This window comes from Streptomyces sp. NPDC019443, from assembly GCF_044389785.1.
In the GTDB taxonomy this organism is placed as follows: Bacteria; Actinomycetota; Actinomycetes; order Streptomycetales; family Streptomycetaceae; genus Streptomyces.
The window spans coordinates 149,274-170,136 of sequence record NZ_JBIRYJ010000008.1 but is presented as its reverse complement, the minus strand read 5'-3'; the positions used below and the strand labels follow the sequence as shown (position 1 = coordinate 170,136).

At 68.1% G+C, this 20,863-nt stretch carries 26 protein-coding genes; 13 read left to right on the top strand and 13 right to left on the bottom strand.

Annotation, left to right across the window (positions count from 1 at the left end):
• Positions 1 to 38: 38 nt before the first annotated feature.
• Entirely contained in the window at positions 39 to 1,148 is a 1,110-nt protein-coding gene (locus ACH492_RS24940) for an ROK family protein (protein WP_398989898.1), read from the bottom strand.
• 56 nt (positions 1,149 to 1,204) lie between these two features.
• On the opposite strand from ACH492_RS24940, the gene ACH492_RS24935 reads away from it, so the two are divergent.
• On the top strand, positions 1,205 to 2,359 hold the full coding sequence (locus ACH492_RS24935) for a Gfo/Idh/MocA family oxidoreductase (RefSeq protein WP_398989897.1): 1,155 nt from the start codon (positions 1,205 to 1,207) through the stop codon (positions 2,357 to 2,359).
• Entirely contained in the window at positions 2,356 to 2,871 is a 516-nt protein-coding gene (locus ACH492_RS24930) for a heme-degrading domain-containing protein (protein ID WP_398989896.1), read from the top strand. The genes ACH492_RS24935 and ACH492_RS24930 overlap by 4 nt, the downstream gene beginning before the upstream one ends.
• Positions 2,872 to 3,050: 179 nt before the next feature.
• On the opposite strand, the gene ACH492_RS24925 is transcribed toward ACH492_RS24930, so the two are convergent.
• The 4 genes from ACH492_RS24925 to ACH492_RS24910 form a co-directional block, all read right to left on the bottom strand.
• On the bottom strand, positions 3,051 to 3,911 hold the full coding sequence (locus ACH492_RS24925; protein WP_398989895.1) for a fumarylacetoacetate hydrolase family protein: 861 nt from the start codon (positions 3,909 to 3,911) through the stop codon (positions 3,051 to 3,053).
• A 126-nt stretch (positions 3,912 to 4,037) separates the two neighbouring features.
• Positions 4,038 to 4,772 carry a YidC/Oxa1 family membrane protein insertase gene (locus tag ACH492_RS24920; protein ID WP_398989894.1) on the bottom strand — a complete coding sequence of 245 codons (735 nt, stop codon included), beginning with the start codon at positions 4,770 to 4,772 and terminating at the stop codon, positions 4,038 to 4,040.
• Between the two features lie 89 nt (positions 4,773 to 4,861).
• On the bottom strand, positions 4,862 to 5,176 hold the full coding sequence (locus tag ACH492_RS24915; RefSeq protein WP_398989893.1) for a DUF6412 domain-containing protein: 315 nt from the start codon (positions 5,174 to 5,176) through the stop codon (positions 4,862 to 4,864).
• A gap of 52 nt (positions 5,177 to 5,228) precedes the next feature.
• Positions 5,229 to 6,029, bottom strand: a complete 801-nt coding sequence (locus ACH492_RS24910; protein WP_398989892.1) for a class E sortase — start codon at positions 6,027 to 6,029, stop codon at positions 5,229 to 5,231.
• A gap of 90 nt (positions 6,030 to 6,119) precedes the next feature.
• Between ACH492_RS24910 and ACH492_RS24905 the strand changes: the two genes are divergently transcribed.
• Entirely contained in the window at positions 6,120 to 7,133 is a 1,014-nt protein-coding gene (locus ACH492_RS24905; RefSeq protein ID WP_398989891.1) for an SEC-C metal-binding domain-containing protein, read from the top strand.
• A 368-nt stretch (positions 7,134 to 7,501) separates the two neighbouring features.
• Positions 7,502 to 8,596 carry a YDG/SRA domain-containing protein gene (locus ACH492_RS24900; protein WP_398989890.1) on the top strand — a complete coding sequence of 365 codons (1,095 nt, stop codon included), beginning with the start codon at positions 7,502 to 7,504 and terminating at the stop codon, positions 8,594 to 8,596.
• Between the two features lie 35 nt (positions 8,597 to 8,631).
• On the opposite strand, the gene ACH492_RS24895 is transcribed toward ACH492_RS24900, so the two are convergent.
• Positions 8,632 to 9,246 (bottom strand): ATP-binding protein, encoded by a 615-nt coding sequence (locus ACH492_RS24895; RefSeq protein ID WP_398989889.1) that lies wholly within the window; start codon positions 9,244 to 9,246, stop codon positions 8,632 to 8,634.
• Positions 9,247 to 9,500: 254 nt separating this feature from the next.
• On the opposite strand from ACH492_RS24895, the gene ACH492_RS24890 reads away from it, so the two are divergent.
• From ACH492_RS24890 to ACH492_RS24880, 3 genes are all read left to right on the top strand, one after another.
• Positions 9,501 to 10,346: a helix-turn-helix domain-containing protein gene (locus tag ACH492_RS24890; RefSeq protein WP_398989888.1), complete on the top strand. Its 846-nt coding sequence runs from the start codon at positions 9,501 to 9,503 to the stop codon at positions 10,344 to 10,346.
• Complete coding sequence (locus ACH492_RS24885; protein WP_398989887.1) at positions 10,346 to 10,540, top strand: DUF397 domain-containing protein; 195 nt, start codon at positions 10,346 to 10,348, stop codon at positions 10,538 to 10,540. Before ACH492_RS24890 ends, ACH492_RS24885 begins: the two co-directional genes overlap by 1 nt.
• An 82-nt stretch (positions 10,541 to 10,622) precedes the next feature.
• A complete protein-coding gene (locus tag ACH492_RS24880; protein WP_398989886.1) occupies positions 10,623 to 10,823 on the top strand; it encodes a transposase in 201 nt (66 codons plus the stop codon).
• A gap of 617 nt (positions 10,824 to 11,440) precedes the next feature.
• Here ACH492_RS24880 and ACH492_RS24875 read toward each other — a convergent pair.
• The 4 genes from ACH492_RS24875 to ACH492_RS24860 form a co-directional block, all read right to left on the bottom strand.
• A complete protein-coding gene (locus ACH492_RS24875) occupies positions 11,441 to 12,292 on the bottom strand; it encodes a helix-turn-helix domain-containing protein (protein ID WP_398989885.1) in 852 nt (283 codons plus the stop codon).
• Between the two features lie 169 nt (positions 12,293 to 12,461).
• Positions 12,462 to 13,310 (bottom strand): helix-turn-helix domain-containing protein, encoded by an 849-nt coding sequence (locus tag ACH492_RS24870; RefSeq protein WP_398989884.1) that lies wholly within the window; start codon positions 13,308 to 13,310, stop codon positions 12,462 to 12,464.
• Positions 13,311 to 13,324: 14 nt separating this feature from the next.
• Positions 13,325 to 13,846, bottom strand: coding sequence for a DUF6879 family protein (locus ACH492_RS24865; RefSeq protein WP_398989883.1), 522 nt, complete (start codon positions 13,844 to 13,846; stop codon positions 13,325 to 13,327).
• Positions 13,812 to 14,072: a hypothetical protein gene (locus ACH492_RS24860; protein ID WP_398990034.1), complete on the bottom strand. Its 261-nt coding sequence runs from the start codon at positions 14,070 to 14,072 to the stop codon at positions 13,812 to 13,814. Before ACH492_RS24860 ends, ACH492_RS24865 begins: the two co-directional genes overlap by 35 nt.
• Positions 14,073 to 14,269: 197 nt before the next feature.
• Here ACH492_RS24860 and ACH492_RS24855 point away from each other — a divergent pair, with 197 nt between their 5' ends.
• The 4 genes from ACH492_RS24855 to ACH492_RS24840 all read left to right on the top strand — a co-directional run bounded on the left by ACH492_RS24855 (position 14,270) and on the right by ACH492_RS24840 (position 15,642).
• On the top strand, positions 14,270 to 14,419 hold the full coding sequence (locus ACH492_RS24855; RefSeq protein WP_398989882.1) for a hypothetical protein: 150 nt from the start codon (positions 14,270 to 14,272) through the stop codon (positions 14,417 to 14,419).
• Positions 14,416 to 14,610, top strand: a complete 195-nt coding sequence (locus ACH492_RS24850) for a hypothetical protein (protein WP_398989881.1) — start codon at positions 14,416 to 14,418, stop codon at positions 14,608 to 14,610. The genes ACH492_RS24855 and ACH492_RS24850 overlap by 4 nt, the downstream gene beginning before the upstream one ends.
• Before the next feature lie 144 nt (positions 14,611 to 14,754).
• A complete protein-coding gene (locus ACH492_RS24845) occupies positions 14,755 to 15,192 on the top strand; it encodes a glycine-rich domain-containing protein (RefSeq protein WP_398989880.1) in 438 nt (145 codons plus the stop codon).
• Positions 15,193 to 15,267: 75 nt separating this feature from the next.
• Positions 15,268 to 15,642: a hypothetical protein gene (locus ACH492_RS24840; protein ID WP_398989879.1), complete on the top strand. Its 375-nt coding sequence runs from the start codon at positions 15,268 to 15,270 to the stop codon at positions 15,640 to 15,642.
• Positions 15,643 to 15,720: 78 nt separating this feature from the next.
• Here the strand turns inward: ACH492_RS24840 and ACH492_RS24835 are convergent, their stop codons facing one another.
• Together ACH492_RS24835 and ACH492_RS24830 are read right to left on the bottom strand one after the other, a co-directional pair.
• Positions 15,721 to 16,671, bottom strand: coding sequence for a hypothetical protein (locus ACH492_RS24835; RefSeq protein WP_398989878.1), 951 nt, complete (start codon positions 16,669 to 16,671; stop codon positions 15,721 to 15,723).
• Between the two features lie 557 nt (positions 16,672 to 17,228).
• Positions 17,229 to 17,828 (bottom strand): TetR/AcrR family transcriptional regulator, encoded by a 600-nt coding sequence (locus ACH492_RS24830; protein ID WP_398989877.1) that lies wholly within the window; start codon positions 17,826 to 17,828, stop codon positions 17,229 to 17,231.
• Positions 17,829 to 17,901: 73 nt separating this feature from the next.
• Between ACH492_RS24830 and ACH492_RS24825 the strand changes: the two genes are divergently transcribed.
• Positions 17,902 to 18,732, top strand: coding sequence for a class I SAM-dependent methyltransferase (locus ACH492_RS24825; protein WP_398989876.1), 831 nt, complete (start codon positions 17,902 to 17,904; stop codon positions 18,730 to 18,732).
• A 646-nt stretch (positions 18,733 to 19,378) separates the two neighbouring features.
• Complete coding sequence (locus tag ACH492_RS24820; protein ID WP_398989875.1) at positions 19,379 to 20,107, top strand: excalibur calcium-binding domain-containing protein; 729 nt, start codon at positions 19,379 to 19,381, stop codon at positions 20,105 to 20,107.
• Between the two features lie 163 nt (positions 20,108 to 20,270).
• Here ACH492_RS24820 and ACH492_RS24815 read toward each other — a convergent pair whose 3' ends face one another.
• Positions 20,271 to 20,774, bottom strand: a complete 504-nt coding sequence (locus tag ACH492_RS24815; RefSeq protein ID WP_398989874.1) for a hypothetical protein — start codon at positions 20,772 to 20,774, stop codon at positions 20,271 to 20,273.
• Positions 20,775 to 20,863 lie beyond the last annotated feature (89 nt).

Sequence of the window (20,863 nt, the reverse complement as noted above, 5' to 3'; positions counted from 1 at the left end):
CTCTCCTTAGGGCCGAACAGCGGCGCAACTCCGCCCTATCAGCGTATTTTCGGTCCGGCAGGTGACGCCTCGGCGCGGCCGAACAGGGGCGCGAGCACCAGCTGCGCGGCGCCCTCAGCGACGACGTGCTCGCCGCCTTCGGCGAGGGCAACGGGGACACGGACGCGCTCGCCGACTCCCCGTACGAACGACTCAGCCGCCGCGGTCACGGCCCGGCCGCCGAGCAGCACCCGGTCGATGTCGAGCAGCTCGACGAGGTTCGCGGCGCCGATCCCGAGGACACCCGCGGCCCGGTCGACGTCGCCGCGCCCGACGGCGGCGAGGCAGAGCGCCTCGATACAGCCGCTCCTGCCGCAGCCGCACTCGGGCCCGTCGAGCTGGATGACCTGATGCCCGAACTCCCCCGCCCCGGTGCGCGCGCCCCGGTAGAGCGCCCCGCCGAGTACGAGGCCCGCGCCCAGCCCCGTACCGAGATGGAGATACGCGAACGAGTCACCGGGCCCACGCAGGGCGAGTCCGAGGGCGGCGGCGTTGGTGTCCTTGTCGAGCACGACAGGCAACCCGAGCCGCGCACCGAGAGCGTCCCGGAGCGGGAACCCGTCCCACTCGGGAAACCCGGTGACGCGACGGGGCACGCCGGCCCAGTGGTCGAGCGGCCCGGGCATGGCAACCCCGACACCGAGCACGCGCCCGGCCGACGGGACCGCCTCGGCCTCCGCCGTCGCCGTCGTCGCCAGGACCGCCTCGATCTCCGCCGCCGCAGCCTCCAGGACCGCCTCCGCCCCCGCCCCCAGGTCCAGCGGCACCGTACGCGCCGCGACCAGCGTTCCCGACAGGTCCAGCAGGACCGTCGTCAGCTCGTCGCGGTCCAGGTGCAGTCCCATCGCGTGCCCCGCCGACGGGACCAGGCGCAGCAGCGTGCGCGGCTTGCCTCCGGTCGACGCGCGGCGGCCCGCCTCCACCACCAGGCCACCCTCACGCAGGCGCGCGGTGATCTTGCTGACCGCCTGCGGAGTGAGCCCGGTGCGCTCGGCCAGTTCGATCCGGCTGATGCCGCCCTCCCCGGCCGTACGCAGCAGATCGAGCACCAGTGCCGCGTTGTGGCTGCGCAGCACAGGCAGATTCGCTCCATTGACGGTTCTGTTCACGGACCCCATTGTCCTCTGCGCTTGCACTTTGGCAACACCGTTGTTTAAGTGGAACCATGACTGGCACCGACACCCGCAGCCCTCTCCGCGTCGGACTCGTCGGCTACGGCCTGGCGGGCTCCGTCTTCCATGCCCCGCTGATCGCCGCCACCGAGGGCCTCGCCCTCGACACGATCGTCACCTCGAACCCGGAGCGGCGGGAGCAGGCCCGCGCCGAGTTCGGCGACGACATGCGCTTCGCGGCCTCGCCCGACGAGCTGTGGAAGCGCGCGGGCGAGCTCGACCTCATCGTCATCGCCTCCCCCAACAAGACGCACGTCCCGCTCGCCACCGCCGCGCTCAAGGCCGGCCTCCCGGTCGTCGTGGACAAGCCGATCGCCGGCACGCCCGCCGAGGCGCGCGAGCTCGCCGCCCTCGCCGAGGAGCGCGGTCTGCTGCTCTCGGTCTTCCAGAACCGCCGCTGGGACAACGACTTCCTCACTCTCCAGCAGCTGATCGCGGACGGTGAGCTCGGCGACGTACAGCGCTTCGAGTCCCGCTTCGAGCGGTGGCGTCCGCAGCTCAAGGGCGGCTGGCGCGAGTCCGGCGACCCGGACGAGATCGGTGGTCTGCTGTACGACCTGGGCAGCCATGTCGTCGACCAGGCGCTGACCCTGTTCGGCCCGGTCGTGCGGGTCTACGCCGAGGCGGACGTACGCCGCCCGGGCGCCCGGACCGACGACGACACCTTCATCGCGCTCACGCACGCGAACGGAGTGCGCTCGCACCTGTACGTGAGTGCTACGACCGCGCAGCTCGGCCCGCGCTTGCGGGTGCTGGGTTCTACGGCCGGATATGTGAAGTACGGGCTGGACCCGCAGGAGGCCGACCTGCGCGACGGCAAGCGCCCCACGCCGGGCAAGAGCTGGGGCGTCGAGCCCAAGTCGCTGTGGGGCCGGATCGGCGCTGGGGGCACCTCCCAGGGCGAAGCCTCTGGGGGAGAGTCCCCGCAGACCGGCATGGGGTCTCCCCAGGGCGAAGCGCGAGGGGAAGGCAGCCCGGTCGAGACGGTGCCGGGCGACTACCCGGCGTACTACGCGGGAATCGCCACGGCCCTGCGCGACGGTACGCCCCCGCCGGTCACCGCCCACGAAGCGGCGGCAGCGCTGGACGTCCTGGAAGCCGCGCGCCGCTCCGCCCGCGAGGGCGTCACGGTGGAGGTCTCCGCATGACCGCGCCCACGCCCGCGACGCCCGGACGCCGCACGCCCGCGCCCACGCCCACGCCGCTCACCGTCGACGAGTTGGTCACCCAGGAACGCAGGCTGACGGTGCGGCGGTTCACGAACGACGACGCCTGGGCGCTCGGCAGCATGCTGGTCGAGATGGGCTATTTGCGGCAGGCGGCGGTCGCCATCGACATCCGCCGCGGGACGCAGCAGCTCTTCCACTGCGCGCTGCCGGGGTCGAGCGCGGACAACGACGCGTGGATCGACCGCAAGCGCCGGGTCGTCGAGCGGTACGGCGAGAGTTCGTTCCTGGTCGGCGCCCGCCACCGCGCGAAGGGCACGACGTTCGAGGAGTCCTCGCGTCTGGACCCGGATCTGTACGCGGCCCACGGCGGATCGTTCCCGATCTCGGTCGCCGGCGTGGGCGTCGTCGGCACGGTCACGGTCTCGGGCCTGCCCCAGGCGGAGGACCACGCGATGGTGGTCGAGGCGTTGGAGCGGTTCATCGCGACGTGATGGCGGCGGGCGAGCTTCGGCTCGTTGAAACACCCACAGACCAGGGCCGCGGGGACATCCCCCGTACCTCCGCGGCCCTTCCCCGACCCGCGGCTGCGGACTCCCCCGCCCGCAGCCGCGGGTTACGCCAACGCGTCCTCGCCTACCGTTTGCCTACGCGTCCTTGCCTACGCGCTTGCCTACGCGTCCTTGAGCTCCTGGCGCTGGCGGCCCAGACCCTCGATCTCCAGCTCCACCACATCCCCGGCCCGCAGGAACGGCTTCGGCTCCGGCTGCCCCAGCGCCACCCCGGCCGGCGTCCCGGTGTTGATGACGTCCCCGGGGTACAGCGTCATGAACTGGCTGACGTACCGCACGACCCCCGCCACCGAGAAGATCTGGTCCGCGGTCGTGCCGTTCTGCTTCAGCTCGCCGTTGACCCACAGCTTCAGGCTCAGCGCCTGCGGGTCCGGGACCTCGTCCGCCGTCACCAGCCACGGGCCCAACGGGTTGAACGTCTCGCAGTTCTTGCCCTTGTCCCAGGTGCCGCCGCGCTCGATCTGGAACTCACGCTCCGACACGTCGTGCGCGACCGCGTACCCGGCGACGTACGACAACGGGTCCTCGTCGTCCTCCACATAGCGGGCCGTACGCCCGATCACGACCGCGAGCTCGACCTCCCAGTCGGTCTTGCGGCTGCGTCGCGGCACCAGCACGGTGTCGTTCGGCCCGACCACCGTGTCGGCGGCCTTGAAGAAGACGACCGGCTCGCCCGGGGCCTTGGCGCCCGTCTCCGCAGCGTGATCGTGGTAGTTCAGTCCGATGCACACGACCTTGCCGATCCGGGCGACGGGCGCTCCCGTACGCAGACCATCGGCGTCCAGCACGGGCAGCTCGCCCGCGTCCGCCGCGGCCCGTATCCGGGCGAGGGCGGACGCGTCGGCGAGCAGCTCCCCGTCGATGTCCGTGACAAGGCCCGACAGGTCGCGCAGGGTCGTCCCGTCCTGGTCCAGCAGGGCGGGTCGCTCGGCGCCCGGTGTACCGACACGTAGCAGCTTCATGGTCTGTCTCCCCTGGTCGAGATTGTGAGCCCGGGCGACGGGTAGCGGCCATCGAGGGATCGGAGGGTTGGCTGATCCTCCAAGACATCGGACCACCCTGCAAGACCCCGTTCACAACCTGGACCTTTACACAGTGGTAGCAAGCACACCCGCGACCGGCATGTCCCGGTACAGGAACGCCCGCTCGACCGCCGTCCAAGTGGTGCTGGTGACGACATAGAGCGCGGCGGCCAGCGGCACCCACGCCACGGTGAGGAGGGTCGCGAAGGAGAGCAGCGGCATGACCTTCGTCATCGCCCCCATCCCGGGGACCTGCTGGTCCATGGTCGCGCCCGCCATCTGCTGCTTCGTACGCCGGTAGTTGTACGTCGCCACGGCCGCGACGATCACGAACAGCGCGACGTACACAAGCCCGGCGCCCCCGAAAACCCCGCCGTGCGCGAGCGCGTCGGTCCACCTGTCCCCGAGCGGCGCGGCGAAGAGGGTGTGCGTGAGCAGGCCGTTCGGCTCACCGCCGATCTGTCCGCTCGAGAACAGGTGGTACATCAGGAAGAACGCGGGCAGCTGAAGCAGGCTCGGCAGGCAGCCGGAGAAGGGCGAGACCTTCTCCTTCGCATGCAGCTCCATGAGCGCCTGCTGCATACGGTCCGGGTTCTTGGCGTGCTTCTTGCGCAGCGCGGCAATCTGCGGCGAGAGCCTCGCCTTGGCCTTCTGGCCGCGGGCGGCAGCCCGCGACAGGGGATGGACGGCCAGCCGTACGAGCGCGGTGAAGACGACGATCGCGGCGGCGGTGGCGGATGCGTGGAACAGCGGCTGGAGCAGGTCGGCGAGGTGCGCGACCAAACTTGCGAAAACGGACATGGGTGAGCCCTCCGAGGGTCTCGTCGTGCCGGGATGAGGACATGGCGGCATGACGACCCGCGAGGGGTGTGTGGTGCGAGTGGGGGCCCCTACGCGGCCGTCGGAAGGGCACGGCCCGGCGCTCGGGGCCTGGTCCGGCCCTTCGCATCGGGATCGCACTGCGGCAGGAAGGCGGTGCGCTGCTCACGGTCGCGGATGGCGGTGCGAACCCGGGTGCGCGGCACGGCGGGTGCGCAGCGCGCGCTGATCATGGCGCAGACGACGAGCGCGGAACCGGCGGCAGCGGTGGCGGTCGCGGCGAGCGCGACCGCGGCGGTGAGGCTGCCGCCGTCGACGAGCAGGACCTCGAGGAGAAGCAGCAGCAGCGCGGCGGGCCGCAGCAGCCGCGTCATACGACCGACCATGGTCCCCCCTCGCTATTCCTTCGCTGCTTTCCTCGCTGTGTCGAACCTCAGCCTAGCGCGGGCTCATCGACTTCAACGTCCCCCATACGACGAGCCGGTACTTGGAGCTGTACTCGGGCGTGCAGGTGGTGAGTGTGAGGTAGTACCCGGGCTCGCCGTACCCGGCGCCCGGCTTCACGATGCTGCGCGGCACGCGCGCGATCACTCCGGTGTCCCGGGGCGAGGTCTGTGGCACCCCCTGGTCGACCACATACACATAGACCCCGTCGCGCGTCTCGACCTTGATCTCGTCGCCGCCGCGCAGCCGGTTGATGTACCGGAAGGGCTCGCCGTGCGTATTGCGATGCCCGGCGACGGCGAAGTTCCCGGCCTCACCGGGCTGCGCGGTCTGCGGATAATGCCCGATATACCCCTTGTCCAGAACGCCCTTCTTCCCGATGCCCTGCGCGACGGGAGCGACGACGCCGAGGCGGGGTATGCGGAGGACGGCGTAGGCCTGGTCCCAGCGGGGCGCGGCTGTCCGCGAGGCGGGTTGATCACGGACGGGGGGCGCGGCGGCTTCGCCCGGCGCGGTCTCGTCGACAACGTCCCCCGCGTCCTGGGGAACGTCCTCCCCCACATCGCCGGCAGGGTCCTCCCACTCCCGCTCGAGAGCCTGGACCTTGTGCTCGGCGCCCTCCCGGGCCTGCCGGTTGGTCCACCACAGCTGATGCACGACGAGGAGGAGTACGACGACCCCGAGGGTGACGGTGACCTCGGCCCCGGCCCAGAGCCCATGGGCAAGCGTGGCCCGCCGCCGCGAGCTGCGCCCTTGCACCACGACCGGTATCCGCTCCCGCTGCCGCTCCCGCACGGCGGCACGATAGGGGCTGATCCCCCAAGTCACCAGACCCGTGAATCGGCTGATCCCGCCGAACCCCCGTACAGCAGTACGGTGTCCACCATGCGCCCCGACACGCCTGCCGATCACATCACCGAAGCCGAGCGCCTGCTGCGTACCGCGGAGCAGTACCCCGCGGACCATGAGCCACTGCTCCTCCAAGCCGTGGCCCATCTGGAGCTGGCAGGCGACCGCGAACGCGCCTCGACCCTCTACGACCGCATGCTCGCGGCCAACCCCGAGCACCCCCTGCTGATCAAGGCCCTCCAGGCGGCGAACCTCTGGGAGTACGGCCACGAGGCAGAGGCCCGCGCCCTGATCAACGGCATCCGCACGGCGGCCCCGGCGGACGCCGCACCGTGGGAGATCATCGCCGAGACGCTGGAGTCCCACGACGAGCTCGAGACGTCCCACGACTGCTTCACGACGGCGATCACCCTGCTCCTCCCCGCAGGCGACGACGAGCCCGTCCCGTACAACATCCAGTCCCTACTCACGGGCCGCCACCGCGTCCGCCGCCTGCTGGGCCTGCCCCACGACGAGTGGGACGCCCTGGCGGACCGGGGCCACGCGTCGAACATCTCCCTGGACGAACTCCACGACCCGAAGCGCCTGTGGGCCCTGGGCTCCGACAACCCGGCCGAACTGAAGGCTGAAATCGCCCGCCTCCGCTCCGAACTGGGCTCGTACCGCTCGGCACTGTCCCGCCCGTTCCCGGTGGCGGTGCTCCACTGGCCGGAGGACGAACTGACCGAACTGCTCGCGGCCTACCCCGAGTTGGAATCGGAATACCCGACCCAGAGGGCCCACCTGACAGACATCGAGGCGTCGCTGCGGGACCTGTCCTCCACGGGCACGGAAAACCTGGGCATCGTGACGGCGACGGTCCCGTCGTACGAGGCGTTCGCGGCCTCGGAACAGTCATCCCCGGCAAACGCGGACCTGCTGCCGCAGTACGCGACGACGCTGGCGGCAAGGGGCAGGGCGGTGGCGTGGCCGCCGGCGAAGGGGGCGGCTTGCTGGTGCGGGTCGGGGGTGGCGTACCGGGACTGTCACGGGGGGCCGGTTCAGGGGTGAGCACGGCGACCGTCGGCTCAGGTCTCCAAGAGTTCCAATCTGGCATTGGGGCTTAACAGCCACCCCGAAGCGAGGAGGAAAGTTCAACCGTGCCTGATGCTCCCACCAGCAGTACAACTGGCTACCTGCACGCCTTCGATTCCCTGAAAGTCGATCGATCCAGCGGAACCCCAGCTCGTCATCAACCAATCGTCCTCCTCTGGGCGATGGGGCGTGCCTTTCAACGTAAGCAGCGACTCCTTTTCTGGCGTGATGCGCAGAAGTCTTTGCGACCGCTCCTTGAAAGGCACGGCCACCCCGGCTCTACGGCTGAGCCCGCCTATCCCTTCGTCGCACTCCACCGATCGCCGCTCTGGCGACTCGAGGACGTGAAATCGGAGGTTCCGCAAGCCCGCGGCTCGAGCGTCCGCCCCTGGCTCGATCAACACAACCCACAAGGGGGGCTTGAGGAGAACCTCTACAACCTGATCGGCTCAAACGAAACCTTTCGCCAAGAGGCAACCCACTCCCTCCTAAAGACTTACTTCCCAGCGGTCTCGTGGGAAGAGATCCTTCTCGAAGTCGGCCTACAGGAAAAGAAATTTGACGGCTACGGGCACCCTCCATACATCCCTGTTGGTGCAGTCTTTGCTGGCCAGGTCGCCGCATTTGAGGCCAAGGTACACGGCCAGAGACAAGGGGGAATATCCGGCAAACAAAGCGAGGATGCAAAGTCCATAGTCCTGTCCGGCGGCTACGTCGACGACAGAGACTACGGCGACGAAATCATCTACACCGGCCAAGGCGGCCTAACAGACGGACGACATACGCACGACCAGACCCTCACCCGTGGTAACGCAGCACTGGTAAACAGCATCGCATCCGGTCGCCCTGTCCGGGTTCTACGAGGTGCTGGCAGCCACTCGGAGCACGCCCCGCCCTCCGGCATGAGATACGACGGGCTCTTCCGAGTTGAGGCGCATTGGCAGGACAAGTGCGCCGAGGGCTTCGTCATCTGGCGATTTCGACTGCGCAAGATATGGCCTGAGCCCACGACGGCTCCCACGACGACCCCCCTACCCGTCGACCCACCGCCCATTGGGGGCAACTCCAAACCCGAACGTCGCAAGACTGAGGTGCAGCGGATAGTCCGAAGCACGGCGAGGGCGAACTGGGTGAAGCGTGCTCACGGACACACCTGTCAAATATGCGGATTGCGGATCGAGACGCCAACCGGTGCTTACTCCGAGGCTGCCCACATACGCCCACTGGGACAGCCTCACGAAGGGCCGGACGAACCAGACAACATCCTCTGCCTTTGCCCGAATCACCACGTGGAATTCGACTTCGGGATGTTGACCATTTGCAGCGACATGACGGTTGTAAGAAACTCTTCCGGGGAACGCACAAGCCTCCGCACTGTGCCCGAGCATGAGATCAGTGACGTTCACCTCGACTACCACCGAAGGCACATAGGTCACTAACGCACCCTCCCATGCCCACCGTCTGGCATCAGTTGTTAGACACTGCAGCTCCGTTCGCTGATCTCTTCCTCAAAATGAAATTGGGCACGGTCCAGAGCTTCGTCCGGATCGCAGCCATGGGCGCGGAACCAGTGAAGGATGTCAACAATCATGCCAATCGCCGCTTGCTGGGCGCGGCCCACTCCGAGCTGACCGGCACCGGGCGCCGGCGGGTGGCTGTCCCAGCAGTAGAGCCCCAGCAGTGCCTCAGCCTTGGCGACTCTCGGACCTTCCGTGTGGCCGTTTGGGGAAGGGAGCCCAGTCGCCAACTCGCACCACGTGACCTTACTGTCTGCACGCAGGATCACGCCCCAGCGCTCCGCAGTCGCGTCCACCAGCACCAAACCGCGCCCAGCCTCCGCCTCTCCCTTTGCCGCAACGAGCGTCGGAAGCGCTCGGGGATCAGGATCGTGGATCTCGATGCGCAGATGGGTTCCATTCATCGAGACAGCAAGGGTTGTTGGCGCCCCAGGACCGACGTGCGCGATGACGTTGCTCACCAGCTCCGTCACGCATAGCTGAGCAGAGTCCACCAGGTCAGGCAGGCCCCAGACTCCCAGATGCACTCGTACCACCCGCCGTAATCCCGCCAACTCTTCAGGCGTTGCCATGAAGGGGAGATCCCAAGGCTTCCTACGGACCCCAAATCGACATCCATCCATACCAACCGCCCCTTCCCGTAGTCTCCTTGATCGCACTGCGTTGAGTGGTGCATCTAGAGAGTGACAGTGAGACTCCCAAAATGGAACTCTCATAGCAAGTTTGAGGGTGCACGCCGATCCACACGCGCCCCCAGCGTGCGCTGTCTTGTATGCGTCGCATGCAGCGTGCACGCTCAGGGAGATCGACACGAAGGGCCTCGACGATGACAGTTGGACCAACCACCCGCAGGCGCCAACTCGGCGCCGACCTACGCCGCCTGCGTGAGCGTAAGGGGCTGACGCTGGAGGAAGCCGGGGCTTTGGTTGGCGTCTCCAAGGCCACCTTGAGTCGGTACGAGAAGAAGGAAGGCGCGGTCAAGTGGCCTGCGGTCGACGCACTCTGCCGCGAGTACGGCGCTACTGATCAAGAACGCGAAACACTAGTTGAGTTGGCCAAAGGCGCAAAGATCCAAGGCTGGTGGCGCTCGCTGGCGGACCCGATTCCTGACTCGATGAGCCTCATGCTGACTCTCGAAGACGAGGTCGTACGCGAGGACCACTACGCATGCATGTACGTACCCGGCCTGTTGCAGACCCGTGCGTACGCAGAAGCAGTGCACCGTGCATCCGAGATGCGCTGCACCGATCAAGAGATCGCGCACATGGTCGACATCCGCATGAAGCGTCAAGAGCTCCTCGATCGTCAGGACCCACCGCACGTCTGGGCCGTGATCGACGAGGCAGTCATCCGACGCATGGTTGGCGGACGCGATGTCATGCGCGAGCAGTTGCACCTCCTCCTCGCTAGGGCGGAAGCGCCTCAAGTGACCGTTCAGATACTGCCGTTCACAGCTGGAGCCCACGCCGCCGCAGTTGGCAGTTTCGTCATCTTGGGCGGCCCCACCCCTCAACTTGACGTTGTATACGTGGACATCATCGGCGGCGGCCTCTTTATGGAGAAGCCGCAGGAACTTGAGCGCTATAAGTTGGCGTTCGAATACCTGCGCGCGCAGGCGCTGGACATTCAGGCGTCGGCTGCGCTCCTGGATCGGGTCAGCAAGGAGCTGTGATGGATCAGGAAGACATCCGCTGGATCAAGTCCTCGTACAGCGGAGGAAGCGGTACCGAGTGCGTCGAGGTTGCCGCGTCTGCCGAGGACGTGGGCGTGCGGGACTCCAAGGTGCCGCACGGCCCGCGGCTAGCCCTCCCCTCCTCCGCTTGGAGGGGCTTTGTGGAAGCACTGCGCGAGGGCCGGCTCGACTAGGGCGTGTTTTAGACTGAGCTCCTGGCCACCCCTCATGCCGTGATGATCTCGGTGAGGGGGGTAGTGATCTCTCGGTTGATCAGTGGGCAGTGTTGGAGCCGTTGTTGCCTGTCGCGGCGGTGGCAGGCCGTCAGCATGTCGGCGGAGGTTGATCGACGGGATCCGACGGCGGGTGCGGACCGGGGCGCCTTGGCGGGATCTGCCCGCGGAGTACGGACCGTGGCAGACGATCTATGGGCTCATTCGCCGTTGCAGCACGATGGTGTCTGGTCGGCGGTGCTGACGGGGTTGCAGGCTCGAGCCGATGCGCCGGGCTGATCACGTGGGAAGAAGGAACCACCGGGGGATCCGAACCGAGCCCGACGACCACGGCTTGGGCCGGTCCGGGGGTGGCTGGTCCACCAGGATTCGCCTGGCCTGCGAACAGGGCCGACGGCCATTAACACTTCTGGCAACCGCCCAACGCCGAGGTTCTGGCGGCCACAGGTGCGGTGCTGGCGGCCGCCACCGACATCGGCAACAAAGCCCGTATCGATGCGCATCCGGTGAGTGAGCACTCCACCATCGCCGCGGCGATTACTCCTGAGCCTGCGGTGCACCCTGCTCCGAGCGGCAGCCGCTCCGGCTCGCTGTCGCTGGGATAACGGATCGGCCTCGGCTGGATCGAACTGTACGCGGGCGCTGACACCGCTCATTTCGTTCACGGACATAGCTAGACACTAGATCTGCAGCCACGCAGTGTCATGACCTCGTCCGAACCGGACGTGTCGCAGTTAGAGCGTCGGTCGCTGCGGATCAAGCGCCCGCTGTGATCTCCTCAAGGATGTCCCGGAGTTGGCTCAGGGAAGCCGAGAGCACGCTCTCACCCTCGGGTAGGGGGGTGCATTCGTGCGTCCTGGATTAGTTCAGAGCATCGATTGCTTTCACGATCAGCGCCCGTGCCGCCTGCCCGTACACGGCCATGCTCCGCAGTTCCTCGAACGCCTTCAGGTACAGGGTGATCTCACTCGGCTGCGTGATGTCCACCTGCGCCGACAACAGCTCCACCGACACGAGAGTGTCGTCGTACATGTTGAACGTCTCCTGCGGCCAGAGCCGACGCTGCGGGGTGGCCATCGGGATCACACCGAGCGATACAGACGGCAGAGCGCCCGCTGTGAGGAGGTATTCCAGCTGCGCGGCCATCGCGTCCGCGTCGCCGAGCCGGTAGTGCAGAGCGGCTTCTTCAATCAGGAGAACGAAGCGGTGCCCCTGCTCGTGAATGACGCGGGAACGCTCGACTCTGGCAGCCGCAGCCTCGGCCCCATCGTTGGGGATCTCGCGGAAGTCGGCGATGGTGCTCAGCAACGCGGCTGCGTAACCCTCGGTCTGTAGGAGACCGGGGACAAGCGTCGACGAGTAAATGCGGAACAGCTGGGTGTTGTGAAAAAACTCCACATAGCTGTCCTGGAGTTGCTTCAGGCCGCTGCGCACCTGCTGGCGCCACTCGCTATACATCGACTCCGTGTTGAGGGACTCCGCGATGAGGTTGCCCGCCTGATCGGCGTCACCGCACGCACGGCACCACAGATGTATGTCCTTGGCTGAGGGTGCGGTGCGGACGCTCTCGATGCGGGACGTCTTCGCGTGGTCCCAGCCACATCGGTCGGCCAGCTCGGAAACCGTCAGCCCAGACGCTTTGCGCAAGTCACACAAGCGCCGCGCAACCGATTCGCGGGCAGCCTGCGCAGACGACGACGGGGAGATGGGCATGCCTATACGTTCCTTCCTGCTAGTGGATCGGGTCGGCCGGCCAGGTGGGCAGCGCCGGCCATCTGGTGCGTCCGCTGCGGGTGTGCGCGTCGACGCGGACGGGCGCTCGACTTCCAGCCCTGGGGCTCCGCGGCTCGCACAGGTCCGTGTTCGCTGCCTCGTATGCCTGTCATGTCAGGGCCTCGATGGCTTTCACTATCAGTGCTCGCGCCTCCGCCCCGTACACAGCCTGCTGGTGCAGCGCCGCGAACGCCTTCAGGTACTGGACAACCTCGTCCGGTGCGGTGATCTTCACGGACGCCGACAACGGCTCATGGTGTACCCGCTCGTCGTCGAAGACTGTGAACGTCTCGATGGGCCACACGGAGCGCTCTGCACCGACCGGGATGACGCCCAGCGACACGGACGGCAGATCCATCACCGACAGTAGTGAGCCGAGTTGGCCAGCCATCATTCCGGCATCTCCGATGCGGTAGCGCAGGACGGTTTCCTCGATGACGATCGCGAAGCGCCGATTCCCTTCCCGAACGAGACGTGAGCGATCCATACGGGCGCTGACGGCTTCGGCCACATCGTCCGGGAGGCCGCGGAAGGTGGCGATGGCCCGCAGCAGCGCCGTGGCGTAGCCGGGCGTCTGCAGGAAGCCGGGCACCACGTTGGAGCAGTAGACCTTGAAGTGTTTGGTCCGCTTGTACAGCGGAAGGCTTGCCTGCTGGAGCCGCTTGAGCCCGGTGCGCTGGAGCCGCCTCCACTGGACGTACATGGAGTCGGCCTGCCGGTTCGCCGCAATGAGGTCGGGTGCCTGCCCGTCGGCTCCGCAGGCGAGGCACCACAACCTAACGTCCGCATCGGACGGTGGCGTCTTGGCGCTCTCGATGCGCGACGACTTCGACTCGTGCCATCCGCACCGAGCAGCCAGCTCCCGCTTGGTGATGCCCGCGTCCAGCCGTACCTCCCGCAGCCGCTCGGCAAGCGCGGCGCGTGCGGATTGCACGCTGGACGATGCGAACTCGGTCACGTGTCTACGGGCTATCAGATCCGGTACTGATCGTGCGGGGTTGCGCGATCCCAGACGGTTTCGAACGCGGCGGCACAGAGCTTCAGTAGGGCCGGGGCATCAGTGAGTTCGTCTTCCACCACGGCGCCGTTGCCGTCGAAGTGGTGGACCCGAAGAAGGGCGCCGTCGAAGAGCCAGAAGTCATTCCCAGGAAGGGCAATGTCTGTGGCCAGCCGACGTGGCAGCCAGCGCACTTGCTCGCCTGCGGTGACGTTGGCAGTCGTGACGTAGTGCTCCCACTGGATGTATTCGCTCACAGGCTCGGAGACGATACGAGCCCGGCGGATGACGACGCCGCGGGCGACCGCGTCTGCGATCGTCTGGTCGTAGGGATGCCACCACGTCGCCCGGTCCTTCCAGTCGATGCGGTCTCCGCGCCGCCAGGCTTCGAAGCGCTCGTTGTCGGCGTAGCTGTCGCGCATTTCAAGGTGCGCGGCGGACGTGTGACAGCTGGCCAGCAGCTCAGCGAAGCTCGGGATTTCCCCGCTCGATCGCATCGCACGCCTTCCTGATCACCGGCACCATGCGCGCCGGAATCCTGATGATGGCCTCAGTCTCCGGTACGGATCCGTTCGCCGGGCTGGCCGCCTCGCATTCGGCAACTGTTCCGGCGTCAGGCTTCCAGCCCTGGAAAAGCAACTCCTGCTTTTCTTTGTCGGTCCACACTGTCGGGCAGTGATCGCGGTCCGTATCTGGATCGATGCCGATACACCGTAACGCCATGCCGACCTCCAACGCCTCGTTGCTTGCTCGGACTTGCATCACTGTCAGGCTATCGCCGCGGACCGTCAAGGTCGCGAATCGGCCAGGTACAGGTCAAATCCATTGCCGTGCAAGTTGGTGCAGGTTTGTGGCGGACGCAAGGGCGCGATTCCTACCGTCGGCATCGGAGCTGATCGCCGACGAGGGGCCAGGCCGTGATGACGATCAAGGTGTACCGGGTGCACGCCGCGTCCCGCCGCCTGCGCGAGGTCTACAGGCTGACGGTCCCGACGGGCGACCCCGCGCGGCTCCTGGATTCCCTCGCCTTCCCGCCGTGCTCCTGCCCCCGCTGCAGGGCCGTCCGGTGACCGCATCCACGGCCGATGCGCGCGTGCTGCCAGCTGCCGGAGACCTCAGCTGGGAGCAGTACGCGGGAAGAGCCTGCGTCTGGTGCGACCAGCCCCTCACGACCGGCGCGCGCAGCGTCGGGATATCGCGCGGCCGGCTCGGCGTCCACGTCCTCGACATCGAGGTGTTCGCGGGCGCGTGCTGCCCGTAGCCCCCAACCAATGAGCCCCGCCTCGGCCGACGACTCCGGCCAGGAAACCCCGGCCGAGGCGGTGACGGGCCCTTGAGGGCCCCCGCACGTGCACGACGGCGTGAGGGAACGCCTCGCGCCGAGGACGCACCCAAGGAGCATCGCATGACCGCTCTTGCAACCGAACAGACCACCGGCCGCCGACTCCTCGACCCCGAACTCTTCGAACGGCTCGTCACCTTCCTCGAGTTCGAAGAGGACATGGACCGGCCCCAGGCCGAACGCGTGATGGACCAGGCCCTCGCCTTCATCGACATGGCCGGGCACCGCAGCGACGTACCGCTGTCCCCGTCGCGGAAGGTCGACCCGGGCTGGCACGCCTTCATCCTGCACAGCCGCGAGTACGCCGACTTCTGCCACCGCCGGTTCGGCACGTTCCTGCATCACAACCCGCTCAAGGGCCGGCGCCTGCGCGACGGCATCGCCATCAAACGCACCGTGCAGGCCATCGAAGAGATGGGCTACACCGTCGACCACGAACTGTGGGGCACCGCCGCGGAGTGCAACCCGCCCGCCTGCTGCGGCGACGGCGACGGCTGCTGACCCGATCCGATCCCCTGCGCGGCCCGTCTCCCCCAGCGGGCCGCGCACCCTCGCGCGCAGAACGGAAACCCGCCCATGCCCGCCCTGCTCTCCGCCCGCAGCCGCCTCACCGTCTTCCCGCTGGAGGGCCTGACCGTCGCGTACACCACGCAGTCGAGCGACTCCCGCAGCCTCGGCGACATCGCCATCGTCGGCGTCACCGACCCGGACACCGCCACCGGCGAGCACCTGTGGCGACTGGCCGCGAGCATGTACAACAACCCGCCCACCAGCCAGACACAAGCCCGGTGGATCCTCACCCAATGCACCCGGGCCCGCGCCGTCAAAGCACCCACCTATCGCGACCTGCCGTACGCCAAGTGGACTGCCGACCTGAACCGCGAGTTCCACCTCGACGTTCTCTTCGCCAATCACGCGATCCTGCGCACGGGTCGTCTCACCATCGAGTGACGGCTTGAGCAATCCGCCGGCCCCGGCCTGCCGCGTCCTGGGGCGCGGAAATTCCTCGCGCCCTGCGCGAGGGCCGGCTCAGCCAAGGGCACCCAGGTGCACGGCCGGTCGGGTCCTCGCGCTGCCCGTGGCCAGCGCATCTCGGAGCGCGGTGGTGATCTCCTCCGGGCTGTCCCGGAGTTGAGAGGGCGACGCCGAGAGCACGATCAGGCCATGCCGGGCCATGCGATTGCGGCGCGCCATCGTCCGTTCCCAGTCGCCCGGGCTCAAGTGCCATTCCCGCGAGTCGATTTCGAGAACCACGCCCGCGTATGGCCAGCAGGCGTCCGGGCGTGCCAGAAAGGTGCCGTCCGGGAGGTAGAGGTCCTGGTTCCAGACGGGGTCCGGGATGTCCGACTCGCGGAGCAGGCGGCGGGCTTGAGCCTCGGCGACGGAGCGGATCCCCGCCGTCAGGCCCTCGATCGTCGTCGCGACTCGCGGGTCGCTCGCGCGGTGGGTGGATCGTAGTGCCGTCGTGAGTTCGGCCAGGGAACAACGGCCGCGCTGGACGACCTCGGCGAGCAGGGCGGTCACCGCGTTCTGGCCGGTCAGATACGGGATCGCGTCGGTAGCGGCCCTTGGCAGCGGTGCGCAGGGCAGGCCCTCAATCGGCAGGCGGCGGTAGGAGTGTTGCGTGCGGTGGACGCGGACGTACGCACGGCTTCGGGGGTTGCGTGTCCCGGATACGAGTACATCCACCGGGCCCACCGGCGTCAGCGGGCCCGTCGCCCGAACCCCGTACAGCGCGAGCGCAGCCGCGCCAGTGAGCAGTGCACCTTCGGCGGCGTACAGGAGCGCGGCGCGTAAGCGTTGGCGGGCGCTCGGGGCTCCCGTCTGGAGAAGGATCACGCGTGGGAGTACGCGTTGCCAGGGGCCGCCAGAGGTGCAGCGATGGGCAATGGTCGAAGGTGCCCAGCCCAGGGCGGCCAATTGCCTTGAGGTGGCGAGGCCGTCCTGGGCCGCGATGAGCGAGGCGGTGGATGTGCGCATGTGGGAGCCATGCCCACACGGGTCGTTCCGCTACCCGCTGTTACGAAGTCAGGGCCGTGCCCGTTTTCTGTACCCGGATTCCAAGCTGCTCGCAATCCCAGTACACGACCCCGGAGAGTGCGACGAGGACCGATAGTCGGCCCCGCCTGGGCGGGTTGATCGGCCGCCCGCGCGACAGGGGGTCGCCGGCCTCGCCCGCCCTGTCCTGGCGGTCCCTGTGACGAAGACCGATTGTTGGCCCGGCCGGTGTTGAGCTTTGAGGGTCATCGGCTTCCGAGAATCGGTAGTTGGCCGCGTCGAGGAGCGACAGTTGGCCCCGGTGGGCTGCTGCCTGCGTCGTTGGGGGCTGATGGCGGCTGACGAGCATCGTCTGAGATGACATCAGGTGTGAGCGATCACCAGCTTCGCCCCATTACAGCGAAGACTCGATCACGGCGACGCGGGGCGGGCAGCCGCTGCCGTCGTCAGAGCGTGCAGCCGGATGGACCTGTCCGCCAAGCTGAGCTCTTCCGCGCACCGATGCCCGATCCCCGGGTGCGGGCTTGCTGCTGGGCCGTTCATAGCAGCGGTCCTTGCACGGCGCCGGCGATGACCGTGGTCACGACCTTGCGGACGGCTCCAGCCTCCGGCGGGGTGCCTTCCCGGCCGGCGAAGAGCAGGTGTCCGGTCCCGATCAGCATGAGCGCGAGCGTGTCGACGTCGGCATCCGCCGCGATGCGGCCCAGTTCGCGCTCCGCGGTGAGGTAGGAGGCGATCATGGCCGTAGCTTCCGTTAGTACGGGGACGCCGGCCGGCCTGTCCTGGCGCAGTCCGGCCCGCAGTTTGTCCCGGGAGGTGATGAGGCCGACGATCGCCACAGCGACCGACCCGAACAGGGCCGTCAGCGCGCCGGTGAGGTTGTCGGCGACGGTGCCGGTCCCGGCGGAGTTGCGCAGGGCGGCGGCCTGGTTGTCGATCCGGCCGATGCGGTCCAGCACGAGCTCGGCGAGGAAGGCGTCGAAGTCGGCGAAGTGCCGGTGCAGGACGCCCTTGGCGCAGCCTGCCTCCGTGGTGACCGCCCGGCTGGTCAGCGCGTTCGGCCCGTCCCGGAGCAGAACGCGCTCCGCGGCGTCGAACAGCTGCTCGCGCGCGTCGCGGATGGCTACCCCTGTCGGCACCGTGCAATCTCTCCTTCTCTCGCGGGGCCCTGCCCGGTTGACGAGTGGGCACATGCCCACTAATAGTGGGCGCATGCCCACTCTACCCCCGGCGCGAGCGTGTCTTTCCGAGAACGAGCCTCATCAATACCGGCAGGCGGCGGAGTCGTTCGGCTCGGACGCCGAACGCTATGACCGCACCCGGCCCCGCTATCCCGACGCCATGGTGGACCGGATCGTCGCCGGCAGCCCCGGGTTCGACGTCCTCGACGTCGGCTGCGGGACCGGCATCGCCGCCCGGCAGTTCCAGGCGGCCGGCTGCAAGGTGCTGGGCGTCGAGCCCGACGCACGGATGGCCGGCCCGGCGCGGCAGCTCGGGGTCGAGGTTGATGTAGCGACGTTTGAAGCCTGGGACCCGGCCGGCCGGGAATTCGATGCGGTCGTCGCCGGCCAGGCCTGGCACTGGATAGACCCGGTTGCGGGGGCGACCAAGGCCGCGCAGGTGCTGCGGCCTGGCGGCCGGCTGGCAGCGTTCTGGAACGTGTTCCAGCTCCCGACCGACGTGGCGGAAGCCTTCGCCGCGGTCTACCGGCGGGTGATGCCCGACTCGCCGTTCAGCCTCCAGGCGATGACGAAGCAAGCCCTGGACGGGTACTCGGTGCTGTTCACCAGGGCCGCCGACGGGATCCGAGAGGTGGGCGGGTTCAGCGACCCGGAGCAGTGGCGATTCGACTGGGAGTGGTCCTACACCCGGGACGCGTGGCTGGACCAGATGCCCACCCTTGGCAACCTCACCCAACTCCCGTCGGACAAGCTGGCGGAGGTGCTGGAGGGCGTCGGGGCCGCTATCGACGCGATGGGCGGCAGCTTCACCATGCGTTACGCGACGGTGGCCGTGGCCGCGGCCCGAACCGGCGCCGCCTGACCGGCCTCTACCGTCTGTCCACTGCCGGCGGGGACGCAGGCCCGGACCAGCGCGGCGCTGGGCCGACAGCGCATCCGGCACCGACCACACATGCCGCCGCCGGCCAGTGCTCGATGCGACCGCCGACGTGCGCGAACTCCATGCGGAACGGCTGCGGCAGTACCTCCCACACCTGCAGGAAGTCCAGGGCCGGATGCAGCCGCGCTTCCTCCAGCGACTCGAACCCGTGGTGTCGGCCGGTCGGGACGAGGAACTGCAGTCCCGGCCAGTTTCTCTGACGGACCGTCACCTAAAACGGGCGCACCGGCCGCGACGAGAGCACCGACGTCGCCGCCAGATCCCGCACCGGCCAGACCACTTCGTCGCCGCCGAAAGACCAGGCCGTCGTCCACGAACGCGTCCGGTCCTCGCCCAGCGACAGCCGACGCCCGACGCGCGAGCACACACTCCGTACGCGACTGTGCACAGTTTCATCACAACTTGGCCTCTATACGCCCCAATTGAGACGATCACTTAACCGGAATGTCATGCTCAGCCCCTCAAGTCGGACACATAAGCCTTTGGGGGGCACATGTCAGTGAGAGGTAGAGGCAGCCACGGGCGCGTTGCGTGGGCCGCAGGTGCCGTGGTGTTGACCGTGGGGCTCGTGGGGTGTGGGAGCGACAGCGCGGATCCCAAGCCCGTCGCGGCTACGTCCAGCCCGGCGACGACGTCCGCGTCACCCACGCCTTCCGTCAAGGCGGCCCTCGGCCTCGTCGACGACGAGGAGAGCGCCGACGCCGGGAAGGAGATCGAGGTGAAGGTGCTGGACAACGACAGCATCACACTCAAGGACGGCAAGACCGGGCGGGTCGAAGTAGCTCTGGCCGCCGGTGAGTTCACCGTGGCCGTGGACACCGCGCCGACGCACGGGGCCGCGCGAGTCGACGGGTCCGCCATCTTCTATACGTCCACCCCCGGGTACGGGGGCGCGGACGAGTTCACGTACCGAGTGGACGTCGCGGGGCAGCAGTTGACCGGAACCGCCGTCGTGCGGATCACCGTCGCCGCGCCGACGCCCACACCCAAGCCCGCGAAGCCCAAGGTCTCGTACGCCAATTGCGATGCCGTACGGTCCGTCGGCGCCGATCCCATTCACGAGGGAGAACCCGGCTACGGACCGCACCTCGACCGCGACGGGGACGGGGTCGGCTGCGAATCCTCCGGTGGCGGCAGTGGCGGAAGCACCGGTGGCTCCGGGGGCAGCGGAGGCGGGAGTACGTACTACGCCAACTGCGCCGCCGTACGCGCGGCAGGCGCCGATCCCATTCACGCCGGGGAGCCCGGCTACGGACGGCACCTCGACCGCGACGGCGACGGCGTCGGCTGCGAGTAACTGAAATGGGCATGACTGCGGCGGCCGTGGGGGGTTACGGCCGCCGCAGGTTTTGTGGAGCAGGATCAGGAGCGGGAGCAGGAGGAGCAGATACGGAATTGAATCCGATGGATCAGGTCCCGCTTTTATGAAGGACTGATGAATTCCGCAATGCGCACTGAAGTCACGCCGTCTTCTTGACGAGCTTGCCGTCCGCCGCGATCACGAACCACTCCCCGTCCAGCCCCTGCCCGTTGACGTCCCCCGCCGTCGCGTCGCCCACGTAGTAGTACAGCGGCCAGTCCCCGTACACCGCCTGTTCCGCGCCCTCGCCGAGCTTCGCCTCCTTCAGCAGGGCGGCGTCGGTCCCCGTGCCCGCCTTCACGTCCTTCGCGGAGGTGAGGGCCGGCCAGACCGCGATGCAGTCGGCGTCGCACTTGCTGGCGCCGGGCTTGTCCTTGGTGAATCCGTACAGCGTACGGCCCGAATCGTCGACGAGGATCTTACCGAGGGGCGAGTCCGCCGCCCGCACGGACACAGTCGCCGCGGGCTTCGCCCCCGGCTTCCCCGCGGCGTCCTTGCCGCCGTCCTTGGAGTCCTCGGTCGAGCCGCCGCAGGCGGCCAGAGTCAGCAGCGCCAGCGATGCCAGCGGTGCGGCGAGCAGAGGTGTCCTACGGGTGCTGCGCATGATTGTTCCCCCGGTGTGGTGTGGGTGATGGGTACATCGAGTGTTACGGCGGCAACTGAACCGGGGTTCAAGCGAATTCAAGAAATTTT